Origin of the sequence: Methanospirillum lacunae (assembly GCF_003173355.1) — an archaeon.
GTDB lineage: Archaea > Halobacteriota > Methanomicrobia > Methanomicrobiales > Methanospirillaceae > Methanospirillum > Methanospirillum lacunae.
Genome location: NZ_QGMY01000002.1, coordinates 393,065 through 410,632, shown reverse-complemented (window position 1 = coordinate 410,632; position 17,568 = coordinate 393,065). Strand labels below are relative to the sequence as shown.

At 44.2% G+C, this 17,568-nt stretch carries 19 protein-coding genes; 10 read left to right on the top strand and 9 right to left on the bottom strand.

Features of this window, described 5'->3' with window-relative positions:
- Window positions 1-11: 11 nt before the first annotated feature.
- The 4 genes from DK846_RS02275 to DK846_RS02260 all read right to left on the bottom strand — a co-directional run bounded on the left by DK846_RS02275 (window position 12) and on the right by DK846_RS02260 (window position 3,613).
- The gene (locus DK846_RS02275) at window positions 12-707 is read right to left on the bottom strand and encodes a small multi-drug export protein (RefSeq protein WP_109967290.1); all 696 of its coding nucleotides are present in this window, start codon (window positions 705-707) and stop codon (window positions 12-14) included.
- An 88-nt stretch (window positions 708-795) separates the two neighbouring features.
- Window positions 796-1,863 carry a GHMP kinase gene (locus DK846_RS02270; RefSeq protein WP_109967289.1) on the bottom strand — a complete coding sequence of 356 codons (1,068 nt, stop codon included), beginning with the start codon at window positions 1,861-1,863 and terminating at the stop codon, window positions 796-798.
- A gap of 8 nt (window positions 1,864-1,871) precedes the next feature.
- Window positions 1,872-2,414 carry a ferredoxin domain-containing protein gene (locus DK846_RS02265; RefSeq protein ID WP_109967288.1) on the bottom strand — a complete coding sequence of 181 codons (543 nt, stop codon included), beginning with the start codon at window positions 2,412-2,414 and terminating at the stop codon, window positions 1,872-1,874.
- A gap of 77 nt (window positions 2,415-2,491) precedes the next feature.
- Window positions 2,492-3,613 (bottom strand): hypothetical protein, encoded by a 1,122-nt coding sequence (locus DK846_RS02260; protein ID WP_109967287.1) that lies wholly within the window; start codon window positions 3,611-3,613, stop codon window positions 2,492-2,494.
- A gap of 138 nt (window positions 3,614-3,751) precedes the next feature.
- On the opposite strand from DK846_RS02260, the gene DK846_RS02255 reads away from it, so the two are divergent.
- The 9 genes from DK846_RS02255 (at window position 3,752) to hisE (ending at window position 11,982) form a co-directional block, all read left to right on the top strand.
- Window positions 3,752-5,197 carry a hydantoinase/oxoprolinase family protein gene (locus tag DK846_RS02255; RefSeq protein WP_109967286.1) on the top strand — a complete coding sequence of 482 codons (1,446 nt, stop codon included), beginning with the start codon at window positions 3,752-3,754 and terminating at the stop codon, window positions 5,195-5,197.
- The gene (locus DK846_RS02250) at window positions 5,194-6,273 is read left to right on the top strand and encodes a histone deacetylase family protein (RefSeq protein WP_109967285.1); all 1,080 of its coding nucleotides are present in this window, start codon (window positions 5,194-5,196) and stop codon (window positions 6,271-6,273) included. The genes DK846_RS02255 and DK846_RS02250 overlap by 4 nt, the downstream gene beginning before the upstream one ends.
- Window positions 6,227-7,534, top strand: coding sequence for an FprA family A-type flavoprotein (locus DK846_RS02245; protein ID WP_342769638.1), 1,308 nt, complete (start codon window positions 6,227-6,229; stop codon window positions 7,532-7,534). The genes DK846_RS02250 and DK846_RS02245 overlap by 47 nt, the downstream gene beginning before the upstream one ends.
- Before the next feature lie 472 nt (window positions 7,535-8,006).
- Window positions 8,007-8,387: a desulfoferrodoxin gene (locus DK846_RS02240; RefSeq protein ID WP_109967284.1), complete on the top strand. Its 381-nt coding sequence runs from the start codon at window positions 8,007-8,009 to the stop codon at window positions 8,385-8,387.
- 50 nt (window positions 8,388-8,437) lie between these two features.
- The gene (locus DK846_RS02235) at window positions 8,438-9,409 is read left to right on the top strand and encodes a phosphoribulokinase (protein WP_109967283.1); all 972 of its coding nucleotides are present in this window, start codon (window positions 8,438-8,440) and stop codon (window positions 9,407-9,409) included.
- Window positions 9,410-9,574: 165 nt separating this feature from the next.
- Window positions 9,575-10,414 carry a Ni-sirohydrochlorin a,c-diamide reductive cyclase ATP-dependent reductase subunit gene (cfbC, locus tag DK846_RS02230; protein ID WP_109967282.1) on the top strand — a complete coding sequence of 280 codons (840 nt, stop codon included), beginning with the start codon at window positions 9,575-9,577 and terminating at the stop codon, window positions 10,412-10,414.
- Between the two features lie 185 nt (window positions 10,415-10,599).
- Window positions 10,600-11,010 carry a hypothetical protein gene (locus DK846_RS02225; protein ID WP_109967281.1) on the top strand — a complete coding sequence of 137 codons (411 nt, stop codon included), beginning with the start codon at window positions 10,600-10,602 and terminating at the stop codon, window positions 11,008-11,010.
- 235 nt (window positions 11,011-11,245) lie between these two features.
- Window positions 11,246-11,689, top strand: a complete 444-nt coding sequence (locus DK846_RS02220) for a NusA-like transcription termination signal-binding factor (RefSeq protein ID WP_109967280.1) — start codon at window positions 11,246-11,248, stop codon at window positions 11,687-11,689.
- Window positions 11,686-11,982, top strand: a complete 297-nt coding sequence (hisE, locus tag DK846_RS02215; protein WP_109967279.1) for a phosphoribosyl-ATP diphosphatase — start codon at window positions 11,686-11,688, stop codon at window positions 11,980-11,982. The genes DK846_RS02220 and hisE overlap by 4 nt, the downstream gene beginning before the upstream one ends.
- Here hisE and DK846_RS02210 read toward each other — a convergent pair whose 3' ends face one another.
- Genes DK846_RS02210 through DK846_RS02200 form a run of 3 tightly spaced genes read right to left on the bottom strand, consistent with a single transcriptional unit; the run spans window position 11,983 to window position 14,079 of the window.
- On the bottom strand, window positions 11,983-12,567 hold the full coding sequence (locus DK846_RS02210; RefSeq protein ID WP_109967278.1) for a DUF357 domain-containing protein: 585 nt from the start codon (window positions 12,565-12,567) through the stop codon (window positions 11,983-11,985).
- Between the two features lie 5 nt (window positions 12,568-12,572).
- A complete protein-coding gene (gene dph5, locus DK846_RS02205; protein ID WP_109967277.1) occupies window positions 12,573-13,322 on the bottom strand; it encodes a diphthine synthase in 750 nt (249 codons plus the stop codon).
- A 49-nt stretch (window positions 13,323-13,371) separates the two neighbouring features.
- Entirely contained in the window at window positions 13,372-14,079 is a 708-nt protein-coding gene (locus DK846_RS02200; RefSeq protein ID WP_109967276.1) for a DUF7504 family protein, read from the bottom strand.
- Window positions 14,080-14,286: 207 nt separating this feature from the next.
- On the opposite strand from DK846_RS02200, the gene DK846_RS02195 reads away from it, so the two are divergent.
- Window positions 14,287-14,913 (top strand): undecaprenyl diphosphate synthase family protein, encoded by a 627-nt coding sequence (locus DK846_RS02195; RefSeq protein ID WP_109967275.1) that lies wholly within the window; start codon window positions 14,287-14,289, stop codon window positions 14,911-14,913.
- 832 nt (window positions 14,914-15,745) lie between these two features.
- Here the strand turns inward: DK846_RS02195 and uppS are convergent.
- Together uppS and DK846_RS02180 are read right to left on the bottom strand one after the other, a co-directional pair.
- Window positions 15,746-16,522: a polyprenyl diphosphate synthase gene (uppS, locus tag DK846_RS02185; RefSeq protein ID WP_109967273.1), complete on the bottom strand. Its 777-nt coding sequence runs from the start codon at window positions 16,520-16,522 to the stop codon at window positions 15,746-15,748.
- Complete coding sequence (locus DK846_RS02180) at window positions 16,519-17,532, bottom strand: radical SAM protein (protein WP_109967272.1); 1,014 nt, start codon at window positions 17,530-17,532, stop codon at window positions 16,519-16,521. The genes uppS and DK846_RS02180 overlap by 4 nt, the downstream gene beginning before the upstream one ends.
- Window positions 17,533-17,568 lie beyond the last annotated feature (36 nt).

Sequence of the window (17,568 nt, the reverse complement as noted above, 5' to 3'; positions counted from 1 at the left end):
TCATCAACAACTTATTCTTGAGAACATGTTGTCTCAACATTTCGATACCAGAAATATGAGCCCACCGATATTACAACAATAATCGCAAGGATAAAAACCACCAGGTACCAGAGATTGAGACCAAGATACTTATTCAGGGCATATGCTGATAACCCGATGACCAAACTGTGAAGGGCTGAACCGATACTGATTGCACAAAAGATCTCAAGCGGAGGCATCCCTGCCATCTTCCCAAGCACGGTTCCTGAAACAGCCCCGGTCCCCTGGAGAGGAAGAAAGACAAACAGTGCAAGACCGACAAGATACAGTCGTTCAAGCCATGCATGTTTTGCTAAAACATCATTGCCCCTCCGCATGAACTGTATCAGTTTGGGGCCAATGAACGGAATTAATACAAGGATCTCAAAATTCCAGAGCATAAATAGGCATGAAATAATATCAATGAATGTAAGTGTGGCGCATATGGTAAGCCAGGGGAGGCCCATTGCAATGGCAGCAGGAATCAGGCTTTCTTTCCCGGCAGGGGGTATAAAATATAGAAAAGCCAGGCTGGTTAGTTGTAGAAATGTGTTATAATCATATATCGAGTAATAGAACAGAATCATCCCGATTCCCAGGAGGAATGGAATTGTGAGCCGTAACACCCGATTGATTACCGGTGAAAAGAAAACCAGCCCACCGGAGAGGGTACATCCCAGTGGTTTCATTCCCCTGCTCCGAAAATCATTCTCACCATGTTACCCTTCACAGAGATTATGCCTTTTGAACAAAGGGGTGAGATCGGGATTTGATCCCTCACTGAAAAACAAGCCCGTGGTTATCAACCAGAGTACTGATAGCAATAGTTAGATCCATGGGCTTGAGGATGTGTTTGATTTCATCCGCAGACAATGCAGTAATGATAGCAATTGACGGTCCGACAGAACTCATCCCGACAAATTCAAGACCTGCTTTCCTGAGTCGATTCATGTAGTGATAGAGTTCAAACGAGTGGTGCTCAACCTCAGCACGCTTCGATCCCCTGAACTCGATCTCCCACATCACGTCACCCATCCGCTGGAGATCGCTGCATCCCAGTGCTGGGATAAAGTCCATTAATGTGCAGTATGCCTTCTGTTCCCTGTCCCGGTAATCAAGGGTTCGTGCCTTGTTCATAAGGAGAGCAAACTCTTCCTCTCCAGCCGAAGAGATAGAACTTGGAGGAATGACAATATGCACATGTTTATCTGCAGCAAACTCATGGCGATAAACCAGGGCCAGGTCATCTCCCATAACAGCCATTCCACCATAGGTGCTGACAGCAGGACCTACACCGGTCTCAAAACCGAATGCCACAAGTCCTCCCTCAGTCTCTTCCACATAGTTATGACCGATCAGAGTCCTCAATTGATCGAGCGTCAGAGGTTCTCCTAGTACTTTGTTCACTGCAGATGCGATGGTTGTCAAAATGGTACTGGTGGAGCCAAGCCCTACATGCTTGTACTCATGATCACGAGCCTCCACAGCAAACCCGCCGGTGTATCCGACAACCCGGGAGAATAATATGAGAAAGTGCTCGATGATGGCAGGTCTGCTATAGGTAATCTCGTACCCGGAAGGGATTGCCCTGGCAGTTGCATGGGCATACACCTGTATTGCAAACCCAATTCCACCTCCTCCCGGATGACCTGGTGCAAACCGGTTCATATCAAGAACCGTGAGATGTATTCGCCCGGGTGCTCTGACGCTGACTGGCTCATCTCTGATATTCAGTTCATATGATCCCTGAAGCCCGGCAGTATCCAGGTTCTCACCAGCCTTGAATGAGTTGAACTCATACTCGACAAGATCGAGATCTCCTCCACGAATTTTCAATATTGTCATAATCCGGGTTACCGATCAAAGAAAATATTCTTCCCAGTTATCGAGAGTGGGATCGCATATGCAGTTGTACATCCGGGAAGAAGACCAAGAGATAGTGCTGCCACTCCTGCCGAAAAAAAGACGCGGTTATCAGCGTTATGAATCTGGGCAGTTTTAACTGCTGAACCTACGGCAATCCCAAGATCTGCCATCCGTATGGCACAGACTGGGCCCTTATAAAGAGAACCATCTTTTCTCTTTCCAAATGCTTCTGCCATCTCTTTACAGGTATCAAACCCACACCCACCGCAGTTTAATCCCAGGTGTTGTTCGCCGTGACACCCGATGAGCACACATGCTGATGCAACGGCGATATTTTTTGCATCACGCATAAAGAATTGAAATCCAATTCTGGTTCCAACATTCTCCATCTCCCGTGCAAGGTCCACAAGATCTTGCCCGTACAGAACCTTTGTCTCGATGGTGTCAGTACCTTTCCCTTTCGGTGCAGTACGGACGCTTGCGGCCATCAGGTTAGCGATGGTCCGCACTGCCTCCTCTTCAGGATCCATACTCTCTGGTGCAGAGCATGAGGTAAATATCCTGTCATTTGTATCGGGAAGAGGTGAAACATAAACCGGAGTTAAACCTAACGGGAGCGGGTATGCTGGTTAATGTAAGCCAAAATTGCGTTGTACGCCATTTCTGAACCCATGTAGGCCTCCTGGCGTGCCGGATCCGGTTCAGCAACCCCTCGGTTCTTCATATCCTCATATTCTTTGAGCAAAAATGTCTGGAACAGATAGAGGTCATCCATTCCTCCGAACCTATCCACGGCAAGCCCACAGGCACGATCCCATCCCTGTTTGGCATAATTACTAAGAGAATACTTGGTGGGACTGTGTTTCATTTCTACAAGCATCTCAAGCATTTCATCGTGGCTAATCGCCCCTTTATGTGCCTTAAACGCGGATGTTACCTGGTTGAAGAACTCCTGCCATCCTTCCATCCACCGTTCCTGTACTTTTGCAGGGTATTCCTCACCGGGCTCAGGAATACGCTTAATATACATCTTTAATAACGGTGATGAAAATCCCTCAATCTCTTGTGAAAAGGAGAAGGTGATACAAAAACGATCTTTTCCTTCAGGGCCGGAATTATAAATCACAGAATACGGAACAACAAGATAATCAGATGACTTTATTTTGACCAGGAGATGATCACTCGTGGCATACACGGTGCATACATTGAGTTCGTTGTCATCGAACCAGACATGAACCTTCTCCTTGGTTTTTACAATGGCGAATGGATCAAGCCCGTTGGGTCTTCGCTGTATCCCTTCGATGAAAAGCAGTTCCTCCTCTTGATTCTGCATCTCCCGCTTTTTCTTCGCCACAGCGGTCTGGTATTTCTTTACAAGGGAATTTAAGTACCGTCTCCATGCATCCGGCCACTTTGCATCTTCCAGAGGAGCAATAACACCTCCTTCTTTTTTCTTTAATCCATGCAAGTAAAGACGCGTATATTCTTCACGTTCTGTAAAAAACCGTTGTGGAGTATTGCATCTGATACAGAGCCGGTATTGGTCTTCAACAGTTATTTCATGTATATGATCAAACGAAATCTTTATATATTCATTTTTGCGGTTTTTGATGACTATACGTCTATCAGTCACATACACCTTGGAGATGTGACGAACTTTCAGAGTGAAGAACACCGCTGCGATGGTCTTCTTCAGGACACTTTCCCCATCCTCACACTGAAGCGTCATGATTTCAGCAGACCAACACCAATTGATCAAAGTATTTCAGGTTCCTGACATATATATTCAGAATCAAAACCGGTCCCGGTAATCTTCAAATAATTCACAGTCAGGGAAGTTATTCAGAGAGGAGTTTTAGGAGGGGCAATGTTCACCGGAATTGACATTGGCGGGACAAATACTGATATTGCACTGGTTGATGGCGAAATCCGGACAATAAAAGTCCCAAATTCAAAAGGTCTTGAATTCGCTCTCAACGCCGCTGGAAAAGACGGGAGACTTGCAATAAGTACATCCCAACCGCTGAACGCGATGGTTACAGGCAATATCGGAAGAATCAGGACCATAACCATCCCTGGTCCGGGACTCGTGTACGGGGGCGCAGTGAAAGGTGCGGTTGGCCCACGTGGCAATATATTAGAACCAGTTGATACAGAAGAGGTCGAAAGACTTCTCAAGGGGTGTCGCGCAGAAGGGATTGCGATTGCAGGTAAATTTTCGGTTAGAAATCCTATTCAGGAAGAGATTGTCAGGGATATTGCAAGAATGTTCTTTGATGATGAACAGATCGCAACAAGTGCTCCCCTCGGCGGTCTCAATTTCCCTGCCCGTATCACAACCACCAGGATCAATGCCGGAATAAAAGCCAAAGTCGCTGCACTCTCAAAAAAAATCAGGATTTCGCATCCAGACTCACTATTTGTAACATCAGACGGTGGGCTCTGCGGTCATGACCGGGCTATTGAAAATCCTTCCCTTCTTTATCATTCAAGTCCTGCAACAGTAGCCATCGGGGCGGGTTATCTTTCTCAAAAGAAGAACTGCCTGGTAGTTGATATTGGAGGGACTACTACTGATCTTGTTCCCATAAAAGAGGGAAAACCAATGCTGGAGACACTATTTGTACAGGGAAAGAGGACCCTTGTTCAGGCAGTGTCAGCAGAGACAGTTCCATTAGGAGGAGATTCGTGCATCAGAGATGATCTGATGCAGTTCAGATCCGGCAATGCCAGAGCATTCGGCGGTACTGAACCAACTCTGACAGATGCCCTCAATGTACTCGGTGCTGATATCGGTGACACATCGCGTTCATGTTGTCTGGATCAAATAAAAGCAAAAGATGCATACACCAAATATCTTGAGACTCTTGGAGCCATTATTCACAAAATGGACCCCGTAATGATCGTGGGTGCCGGGTTTCTTGCCCCCTATATGATACCAGATCTTGCAAATGAAGCACGAGTTAAATTTTTTGTACCCGACCATGCCGTATCAGCTAACGCTGTCGGTGCAGCAGTGTCACGAATCAGTATAAAAATCCATGCTCACGCAGACTCCCAACGCGGTGTCCTTACCTTAAACGGAATTGATCATCCGCTTCCACCCGGCATCAGCGACGAGGAACTTCTTATCCATACCGGTGAACTGGTCAGGACCATGGGGAAAAGTGAAGGAGCACCCCAAAAAGACCTGGATGAACTGGTAACCAGTCAGTATTCGGCATATAATGTGGTACGGGGAGGAAGAATACAGGCAAGAATAACCGATTTTGTGATTGGAATAGCACCCGGTATTACTTCAGAGGCACTATGACCACGGGGATCATCTTTGCCCAGGCCTATCTTCGCCATGAGCAGAGCCCAACCCATCCGGAAAGAAGTGAACGCCTTGCCTATACCATAGATCAGTTAACCGAGGAAGGGATCTTTGATCTTTCAGATATCCGTCTGATAGAACCCAGAAAAGCAACGAGAAGTGAGGTGCTTTTAGTTCATGATGAAATTTATTTGAAATTTCTTGAAGAAGCAAGCATTACCAGGGGTATGATCGATTATGATACCCTGATCCCTAGGGGCCTTATTAGTGATGCACTGCTCGCAGCCGGTGGAGCAGTTACTGCAGTAAACGCTGTTCTTAACCAGGAAGTGAGAAATGCTTTTGTCCTCTCTCGTCCTCCGGGCCACCATGCCGGGCGTTCTCATGGAGGTGGCTTTTGTTATCTCAACAATGTGGCTATTGCAGTAAGACAGTGCCAGCGAAGAGGGATGAGACGGGTTATGATTCTGGACTGGGATGCTCATCATGGCAACGGAACCCAGGATATCTTTGAAGACGATCCCTCAGTTCTCTTCTGTTCAATACACCAGTTTCCGTTTTATCCAGGTTCCGGCCAGATTGATGAGATCGGAACGGGAGAGGGAACAGGGTACACGGTAAACATGCCAGTTCCTGGTGGCAGTTCAGATCAGGTATACCATTACCTGCTTCGTGAGATCATCATCCCCCTTGCCGAGGAATTTCAGCCTGATTGTATCGTCATCTCTGCCGGACAGGACAACCATTTCACTGATCCTCTTACTGGTCTCGCCCTAACTGCCAGAGGTTATGCTACCATGATGCAGGAGATATGCATCCTTGCTGATAGCATCTGTATGGGACGACTGGTTGTGATCCTGGAAGGCGGATACAGCGTTGAAGGAGGGCTTCCGTATATTAACCTTGGTATCATCGCTGCCATGGCAGGACTTGATATCTCTCATATCAGAGAACCAGATACGTTCCTAGGGCTTCTTCACCGGTCAGTTTCAGATACGGCACTATCTCATGTAATGAAAACAACCGATGAACTCAGGCATATCCTGGCTCCTTATTGGAGTTGTTTCAGATAATCTTATCCCTTTATCCAGTTATCCATCCTATCTGACATGTATTAGCCAGCAATGCTGGCCGAGGATTACCATGGCTGTCCGTCAAATAAGTGAGCAGATCTATACAGTTGGTGTCATTGACTGGAACCGACGGATATTTGATGAACTGGTTCCCCTTCCTGAAGGAACATCATATAACTCATATTACGTTAAAGGAAGCGAAAAGACAGCGCTCATTGATACGTCAGATCCGTCGAAACAAGAAGAATTTATTGGAAACCTAATAAGACTCGGCATTAACAGGCTTGATTACATCGTTATCAATCACGCCGAACAGGATCATGCAGGATGCCTGCCGATGCTGCTTGAACTCTTTCCGGGAGCGAAAGTCTGTTGTTCACAGAAATGTCAGGAACTTCTCGCTCTTCTGCTTGATGTCCCAGCAGGACGATGTCAGGTTGTAAACTCTGGCGATTCTATCAATCTGGGAGATAGGACACTCTCATTCATATCAGCGCCCTGGGTTCACTGGCCAGAGACGATGATGACCTACTGCCCTGAAGAGGAGATCCTCTTCTCATGTGACCTATTTGGCTCTCATTATGCTACATCAGATCTGTTTGTGCAGGACATGGCCCGTGAGGAGATCCTGGCAAAGAGGTATTATGGTGAGATCATGATGCCCTTCAGGTCAAGTATCGTCAAGTACATGAGCCAGCTGAAGGAGATGAAGATCTCGATCATTGCACCGAGTCATGGTCCCCTGGTAAAACCGGCATCACTGATTCTGGATCTGTATGAAGAATGGACCAGTGACCGGGTGAAAAATCTTGTTCTCATACCCTATGTCTCCATGCATGGAAGTACCAGCCAGATGATGAATTTCCTTACCGAATTGCTTCTAGAGCGTGGAGTCGGAGTGAAACCATTCAAAGTTACAAATCCGGATACAGGAGCGCTTGCAATGGAACTGGTCGATGCTGCAACAGTGGTCTTTGCTACACCAACGGTTCTCTTCGGTCCTCATCCTGACATGGTCTCAGTTGCCTATCTTGCCAACCTTATCAAACCTAAAACCAGATATGCATCAATCATCGGGTCATACGGGTGGGGAGGAAAGACAGTGGATACCCTTACATCTATGATCTCACATATCAAGGCAGAACTGTTAAGCCCGGTATATATTCAGGGCGCACCGAATGAGAAAGCCCAGGTCGAGTTACAAGCACTTGCTAATAGTATTGCAGAAAAACACAGTCAGGACACATTGGTAATTAAATAATATTTCTCAGTTTTTTCCTTGGTTTAATTCAGATATCACCACCATTGTCAACGTGAAATATTCAGGGCGGAAAGTCGGATATATATTCGGGAGAAATCGACCAGCAATTCTTTTTTCGTTTGAATAATGAACTGATCTATTCCTCGTATACATAAAGAGAGCGGGAAGGCGGGAGTTAGATGCATATGGAGTATAAGGATAACGGGTATGGAAGATAATACATACACGTAAGCTCCCGCTTTAAGTACATAATAATATAATAATTATTATTATTTGTATTATAAAGACCCGGATTTTCCTTTTTTTCCAGGCGGGACCTTCCGCTTTACTCTGAATATGCTATCCAATATCCCGCTTTTCCGCTCTTCATTTATTATTGTCATTACGAACGTTCGGTGATAACAATCATTATCTCACAGTCTGCTAAATCAACAGTACGTGCAGAATCCTTTCAGTCTGCAAAGAGGAGAACATGACAGAACTCTATGAAGTATACAAATGTGAGAAGTGTGGAAATATTACCGTTGTTTTTCACCCGGCTGCCGGCAACCTGGTTTGTTGCGGCGCTGATATGGTAAAACAGGTAGAAAAAACTGCAGATCAGGGAAAGGAAAAACATGTTCCAGTTATTGAGAAAACTGCAACAGGTATCCTTGTCAAGTGTGGTGAAGTGCCTCATCCGATGGAAGAAAAGCACTACATTGAATGGATCGAGGTTCATGGTGGAGCCTATTACTTCATCAAAAGACTCTCTCCCGGTGAAAAACCAGAAGCAGAATTCCCCTGTGAAACAACTGACGTAGTTGCAAGAGAATACTGCACAGTCCATGGTCTGTGGACCAGTGCAAAATAATCCTATTAAAGCAGATATCTGCCAGAATATTCCATTTTTTTACAAACCAAATGACACGGGTTACTTTTCACGACAGCATTCAGGCATCGTCATATATCTATATCATTGGCGTTGCAGGTGATTCAGGATCCGGAAAGACCACATTTTCAGATGCTATCACTGCAATCTTCGGACCTGATATTGTTTCAACAATTACATTGGATGATTACCATCTTTATGACCGGAACGAACGGGCGCAACGGAAGATCACTCCTCTCAATCCGGTAGCAAATGATCTAGACCGTCTGGCACGTGATGTTGCAACCCTGAAAATGGGCAAACCTATAGAAAAACCGGTGTACTCGCATGCAACCGGAACATTTCAAAATCCGATTACATTTTACCCGACAAAATTTATTATTCTTGAGGGGCTCCATCCCTTTGCCACACCTGCTCTATTACAGCACATGGATTACACCATCTTCGTAGATCCTGATAATGAAGTAAAGTACGACTGGAAATTAAGACGAGATGTTGGCAAAAGAAACTACACTCCCGAGGCAGCCCTTGAGGAGATCCAGAAACGTGAACCTGATTACAGAAGGTTTGTCCTCCCACAGCGTGCATCAGCGGGAACAGTCATCAGAATCGCTTATTCTGGATATAGCAAAGCACTCGGGATTTCCCGTAATGTCTACCGAATTACTCTTGGCATGAAACCTCCCGAAACCTGCTTTGAAGATGTCGAACTCAATATCGATCTGTGCGGACTTTTTACCCGTTCAACCCATGATTTCTTACTGGAATGTGGGACCCTTGATCTCGATAATCGCAGGATCAGATCTTTGACCATAGATGGAGAACTCTCCCACGAGACAATTCACAGGATTGAACGTAACATCGAAAAACAGACAGATGTTCATCCGATAGATATTTTTACAGGAAAGGAGGTCATTGCAGGTTCAGATCTCGTGCGACTTATCATCTCCTGGCAAATCATCAATCACCGGATACACATTGATTCTAAACAATTGAAAGGATAATGGCAACATTTGATTGATTCAGAAAACCCTTTTTTAAAAAATGCCTGATGAAATGAAAGAGATTCAATTGTATACTTTAGAATACCTGACATTTCCTTTCACATAATCAAATCATACCGTGTTACACTAAAATCCTTATACCACTCCCACTCCCACGTATGAGCAATGAAACAGATCGCCATCTATGGCAAAGGGGGTATTGGGAAATCTACCACCTCTTCTAACCTTTCTGCAGCTCTGGCAGATCGGAACCTTGCCGTGATGCAGATCGGGTGTGATCCTAAACGTGACAGCACACGGATGCTGATGCAGGGAAGGCTGATCCCTACAGTTCTGGACCTGATCAGAGAAAAGGGAGAAGCAAACCTTGGTTCTTCAGATGTCATTTTTGAGGGCTACAGGGGGATCCGGTGTGTCGAGGCAGGCGGACCGGAACCAGGGGTTGGTTGTGCAGGTCGGGGGATAATTGCCACATTCCAACTCCTTGAACGGCTTGATGCATTCAAAGGGGATGTTATCCTGTACGATGTTCTTGGAGATGTGGTCTGTGGCGGGTTTGCCATGCCAATGAGAAAAGGATATGCCCAGGAGATCTATCTGGTGACTTCAGGCGAACTGATGGCACTGTACGCAGCCAACAATATTTGTAAAGCCATCGCCAGAATATCCCAAAATTCCCGACAAATCTGTCGTCTTGGAGGAATTATCTGTAATGCCCGTAATACACCGGGGGAGAAAGAACTGGTTGAGGCATTCGCAAAATCAGTTGGATCACGTGTCCTCACGTATATTCCTAGGGATGAAATAGTCCAGCATGCTGAGCTCAACACCATGACAGTAATCGAATATGAGCCGGAGTCTGATCAGGCAGGCAGGTATCGTGAACTAGCTGAAGCAGTTATGACAAATACCTCATTTATTATCCCGTCATTTCTGGAGATGGAGGAACTTGAACAGATGGGACGATCATTCCTGACCCCTCGATCCGGAGTCAGGGAAAGATAATTTTGAGTTTTGCGAAAGTGAACCACCCACATTATTCACTCGAATTATTGTAATTTTTTTAAAAATATGAATTTATATCAAATATTTTTTTAAATCAATAATATTTCCAAACACTTTCACCCTGTTATTTTAGCCTTTATATACCACGTTCCCGAATGGTATCAATAGACAGGAACGTGAAGATTATGCTGGAAAAAGCAGGATTTATTCAGAAAAGCCGCATGGTAACCATTGATGAAACAGGAAACCCAACCGAGATTGTAGAAGTAGTAATCGAAGGAAGAAGATATGGTATTCAGGTTGATGAACTTGTCCAGGCACTACGTGGATCAATATCAGCCCGTACATACAAACTTCGTACCAACTGGAAACAATATGTCGGTGCTCTTGCAGGAATTGCATATCTTTCAAGTTCAGGCAAGGCACTGAATTTTGAATTTGTAGATGGGACCAAGTTTACTACATCCATAGACTCACTTCGTTCACTACTCTCTAGGCGATCATCCTACGCACCGGTAGCACGGCTCCCCATCAGTACAACACTCGGATCACACCCCCGGGTAGGCAGCGGCCAGCGGGCACTGCCTCACTTCTAATCTCTCACTTGAGATCTCCGTTTCTGTAGTAATTTTAGATAGTAACAACCGAATAAAAAGTAATTATTAAGTATTATATCGGCAATATTAAAACGGTCTTCCAGTCAAAAGAAATGTTCAATATATTCCAGCCCCTGTATTTTCACTATATGCCAGGGGAGGGTATGGATCTTTTGTTATTTCGGAAAGCCATCTATCGGATACTTCTCTCAGCGAATATGGAGATTGTTCATTCATGGAACGTACACTTGGATTTAAAGAGCGTAGATATATCGAGGAGATCCGCATCCTCACCAAATCCACTGCACTCGATTGTGTCATCGACGAAAAATTTGACCGCATTATTTACGTAATAAAAGCTGGTGACATGGGATACGCAATAGGTAAAAAAGGAGATAATATCAGAAGACTTCAGAATGTTCTTGGCAGAAAAGTAGAGATGGTTGAGTATGCCGAGAAGCTTGATGACTTTCTTGCAAATATCTTCAAACCTGCAAAAATCCTCAGGATAGAAATCGATCCTGACACCAGCAAGATCAATACATTCGTGGCTACCCGTAGTGAAGTAGGAATCGCCATCGGAAAGAATGGATGTACAATTGAAAAAGCACGTGCTCTGGTTAGAAGATTTTTTGGAATGGAGGTCGGAGAGGTCTTTCCGGAAGGAGAGGCCGCATGACCAGTTCAGCCATTCTTGAAGAACTCTGGACGATTATTGAAGATCGGGCTGCTCATCCTGTTGAAGGGTCATATACAACCCATATTTTAACACACCGCAAAGGAGTTGACAAGGCTCTTGAAAAGGTGGGTGAAGAGTCGGTTGAATTTATCATCGCTATAAAAAATAAAGAACCGAAAGCAATTGCCAGCGAAGCTGCTGACCTGCTATACCACACTCTACTTGCTCTCAAGGCTGCAGAGGTCGACCCATCAGCGGTTTATGCAGAACTTGAATCACGGAGAAAACCCTGATCACAGATCAGGATCAGTTTCAGTTGTAAAAAGATGGGGATTTGCCACAATGTTGAATAACCCTGCACGGAGTCCGGCATCTATCCACCCATAGCCATAACTAATCAGTCCTAATTCCTGCATATATCCAGTCACAGGATTATTCAAAAATACATCTTCACCTTTTTTTCTGATATAAACTGCCGCAGTATAGAGCGGTGAACCGGATGGAGGTGCAATTTCTATAGATCCAAGTGCATCATGTAACATCAATTCATACCGGTTACGTTTTTCTAAAAGCCGTTCATGTTGATCACAAGGGATGGATTTATCTTCAGGAAGATAGATTGGCGGAGTCAGGCCAGTGAGATAACCGAGATAGATAGCCGCATCAAACCAGCCATGTGCATAGAGAAGGGCAGCGTATTCATTTACGAGGTCCTCCCGTTGATAAAAGACCTCTGAATCAGTGAGATAGGAAGATATCATCTCTCTGATGCCAGCAGTAACAGCACCAAGCGGGGTTTTTGGTAGTTGAAATGATCCTGCATTGGAATATGCCAGAGATAGATCAGATCTGTACTGCTCTAACGATCCTGGATTCATAACTTTCACAGATCCGCAAAGGTTCTAAGATACTCTTCTTCAACTGGATGTAACTGAGCCGGGATAACCAGAATATGAAGTGGAGATCCGAAGTCTGCTTTTACCATCTTTTCTGCAGATCCTGCAATCACAACAGGTTCAGGCGATCCAGCCCGTGCTATTCCCACGTACAAGTGAATTCGAGTGCCATCTTCAGCAGAGAGTTTCTCAAGAATCTCAACAGCTTCACTGATACTCATGTATCTATTTTCCTGGATATCCAGAAAGACGATGGTATGAAGATCTGCTTTCTGATTTGCCTTTATTGTTTCAAACGGAGTTTTTGGAAACCAGTTCTTTGCAGGATACGGAACGGAACAGGATTTACCGAACCGGTAATTCTGCAGTCCACAAAGACCACATACTGCACTTGCAATGGATGCTCCATGGACAATCCGGGTTGAAATACCCTGCTCTGCAGCTCGTATCCTGATATCAGAATGAGTTGTTGAGACCATGGGATCCCCCCCAGTCAGAAATACAACATTGCCAGTCTTTGCAGCGGCTAGAACCGATTCAGGATGCTGCTCAACATCCTCACGTTTTAGGATATGGACCGGTTTTCCGTACCGTTTCTCCATTGCTGCCAGGTCTGTTCCCATCAGACGTGACGTGTATGATTCAAGGTAAACATGGTCAGCCTCTTCTATGGCATGCATACCTTTAAGCGAAACATCATCAAGATCGTAGAGGCCAAGGCCTACAAATGTCAACATAGTATCTTCAGTTATAATTTCGGGTCAGATTAACGTTAATTGTTTAAAATCAGGACGTGAAGATGACTGACCCATTCTCCACCTGGAACTGTTTCCAGTTCATTGCAACTCCCATCGTTCCCTGAATTCGCATTGATGTACCGTTGTCGTCACTCTTTATCTCAACAACCATATTCATCAGTTGTTTTACGATAGCTATGGTCTTCTGATCAAATGACTCACTATTTATCAGAAATACCCCAATAGAACCCATCTTCTTTAGTTTTGAAGTGATGATGTGAAGAAACTGGTAGATAACATCTACTTTACGGAACATCAGAAGGGATGTAAGTGAGAGAACACAATATCTGATTGGAGTAGGAAAGAGTTGGTTTAGATCTTCAGTGAACTCTCCTTTCATAATTTCTTCAGTAAGCTGAGAGAATCTGATATCCATCCCGGTAAGGTCATTCGGACTACCCACATATTTTACTTTCTGACTATCCTGCCCCGGACCTGAACTACTTTTACTGATTGCATCTATAATTCCAATATAATTTGTATCTATATTATTTCCTTTGAAAAAATCAAGCAAATCTGTTGCCTGATTCTCGGTAGTCAGGACTATCATATACTCCCCCTTCCTGGGTTTTGCAAGGTACGTTGCGACTTGCTCACCATTCGTAAATGCTGGAGCGAGGATGAGGAGATTTGTACCCGGGTTTAAACCACCTGTCCGCTGGTCAATATTATCGATACCGGTAAGGTATTTGTACATCGCTCTGTTTATCAGTTGACCTGCAATTATATTAACTGTGCCAGATCAAAGGAAAGAAAAAAGAAAGAGGTTGATCGAATCCTTTTATACTTCATGAAAAAAACTAATAAGGCTGGTCCAAGAACCAACCTGCGGGATGAATGATTCAAATTCCGGCTATTTGGTTCGCATCAGATAATATTGCCCCCATATTTGGAGAATACGCCCATGTTATACAGGTTTTATGAATGGTGGATCGCGCGAAACCTGGAGCGTATTCCCCGGTACCTCTGCTTTATGATCTCTGATGAGGAGATGCGGGACGACCCGGGAAAGATAAATCAGGTGGTAGATTGGTGTCTTTCAATATCATCAGATGTTGTTAGACATTATGGAAATGATTCTGGAATTATAAGTATTACAATTCATATCAGTACCAGGGATCCTGAACCCAATCCACCTTATCTCAATGTAATAAGAACCATTTCAAGTAAGGCACATCTGATCCTGCATTATGGAAAAACTACCGAGGATTCAGGATCAGGAATACCTATTGCAGTGGCAGTAGGGAAATCAGGACGTGAAGAGATCATTGATGCCATCAGGAAGATGGCAGATGAACACACCGATCCACAGGATATTGATGAGAAGAAGCTTGAAGAGTACCTGACTTTTCAGCATCAGCCGGACTTTGTTATAAAGACTGGGGGTTCGCACCTGGTTGACTTTCTGATCTGGCAATCAGTGTACTCAGAATTATTTTTCCTGGACCTGAACTGGCGAGAACTCAGAAAAGTAGATATCTTAAGGTCTTTTCGTGATTTCCAGTCTCGTATACGACGGTTTGGCGCATAATAATCGGCACTCAAACATGAGATGCTATTTATAGGAAATTTAATACAAAACGACAAAATTTCTTGAACCGTCACCTATTTTCTGCCTATTACTTTAAATCCTGGAGACAAGTCAAAAATCGATTTATAATGTGAAATCATGTGATACCTAGAAGTGATAATAGATATTTCAAGTGGTTAAAATTATCCCTTTATCGTTTCACTTCAGAAGCCGTACATTAGGGATACATCCTAATTATTTGGGCATCAATTTCTGTAACCCTCGGCTATGTCGGACTTTTGGATGGTTTATCAAATCACAGGTTGTTTTGACAATTAACCCATTAAGGTACCCAGCATCACCAAATAATTCCTTTTTAATATTGATATGGTTCATGGGAGAATATAAGAAAAAGAGATGCCAATTATCCGTCCAAACGGAGTTTTAATCCCTGTTATCTGGAATGCTACAACGATAAATGATCAAACGGATGCCCTATTGGAGTCATAACCCAGGGAAAGATATCACCAGGGAAAAGCAACTTGAGGTAGAGAAAACTATAGCATTAACTCAAATCAAGCGTAATTTTGCTGAACTCGCCATACTTCATAATGGAATCAGAAATCCACTCACAATTATTGCTTTATTGACAGAATCTTATTGTCCTGACAAATTTGCCGAATTCGAAAACCAGATTATAAAGATCAATCAGATCGTAAACCAACTTGATATCGGATGGGTAGAATCCGAGTCAGTATTAAACTTCTTAAATAATCATTACATTTACCCTGGTTCAGATAAGAAAGAAAAATCAGGTGATAATATCTTAAATCGAAATTTTAAAAAAATATCATTATGCTTCTACTTGTTTGAGCATTGCCTTTCGCTGTGAATAAACCCGGATAGCTCTGAGCATATCGAGTTTTCTAAACATCGGCCAGTACGGAGCACAGAAATAAACTGCCGATTCATGACCATTTGCAAGCCATGGAAGGAAATTTGACATCCTGCACTCGTTACCGGTTCTGACAATCAGGTCCACTGGTGGAATTGTTATATTCTTACCGTACAGATATTCTTCAAGAAGATCTTCAGATATATCACTTGTTTTTATTTTACTATCCCTGACATCGCCTAATATATTCTTTGTAGCCTGCAGAATCTCATTTCTGCCACCATACGCCAGGGCCATGTTCAGATAAAAATTATCATAGTGAGCTGTTGCTGCTTCTGCACGCTCAACTGCATCTCTGAGATCTTCTGGAAGCAATTCCCGATCACCGATCATCTGGATTCTGATCCCATATCGGTGAACCCGTTCATCATCGATGATGCTTGCCAGTTTTTCCTTGAACAGGGTAAAAAGATCAGAGACTTCTGAATCAGTCCTATTGAAATTTTCAGTTGAAAATATGTACAGCGTGATATACCGGATTCCAAGTTGTTGTGCCCAGTCAAGAACCTCTTCAGTCCGGTCTGCCCCAACCCGGTGACCATAGGATGTAGTCAGTCCTTTCTTTTTGGCAAAACGACGGTTACCATCCTGGATGATTGCTATGTGCGTAGGAATATGCTGACACTGACGAGTGATGAAGTACTCATAGAGAGGTTCAATGAGAGACCGTATCATAGAGGAGTCACCTCAACAACCAGCCCGTTATCAGGGTATCGTTCTATAACATATTTTTTGCCAGGCATAACTTCAACTAGTGATTCAAGAGCCCACCAGGCCATCTCTATCCGATCATCAAACCGGGAATACAGATCTGTATCCAGATCATCAGGAACCGGTGACGTCCCGCCGTCACATTCACAAACGCCGTACACGATTGTGCCGTCAGGGGTGATCTCATCAAATTCCCGTGCCGTGTTAGATGCTATCCGCTTCAGACGCATCCGGAGCTGCACCCGGTCTTTGAAATCAGATGAGCACCAGTGAACTTTTGAATGAAAGAGGATCGGTGCGACTGCTTCTTTTCCACCTCTGACAGCGTTTGATACATCGCCCCGGAGTTCAAAACCCCGACCCCGCATTTCAGAGGCATTCGACTCTCCCCATTCTAATTCATTGATGTTCAAAAAATCAAGGTCATCGATTATTGCAAGAAATGCCTCAATTCCAGGCAGGGATGGAACTTCTACCCCTACATCAAATCCCAGTTCCCTGGCAGTTTTGATGGATTCATGAAAATCGCTGTTTTTAATAGAGGACCAGGTTTCATGGGGAGGGTGGTGCCTTATTTCATCAACCAGGCCCCGGATTTGCATCAGTTGATCACGAGATGGGGCAATTCCTGTATAAAGATGAATCTGATGGGAAGGCCCGAACTCATTTTTTAACGCTGTTGCATAGGTGACCAGTCGATCAATAACCTGAAACGGCTCGCCTCCGGTAATCCCGGTGCCTAGTGCGGTCATCTTATGAGCAACTGCAATCATCTCATCAGGAGAAGTGATCGCATGCTCATTTGCAAAAATGACGTCCTTGTTTTTTCGCTGCCCGGATAACGGACAGTACCAGCATGTTCTCTGGCAGAGGCCGGTAACAAAAAGAACCAGTTTAGCCCCCTCAAAACAGAGTGTGCAGCCAGCACTGAGCCGACTGTGAGGGGGGATATCTTCAGAACTGCTATCGTCCATTGGCTATCAGATATTGGTATCCTACTATCTATCTCT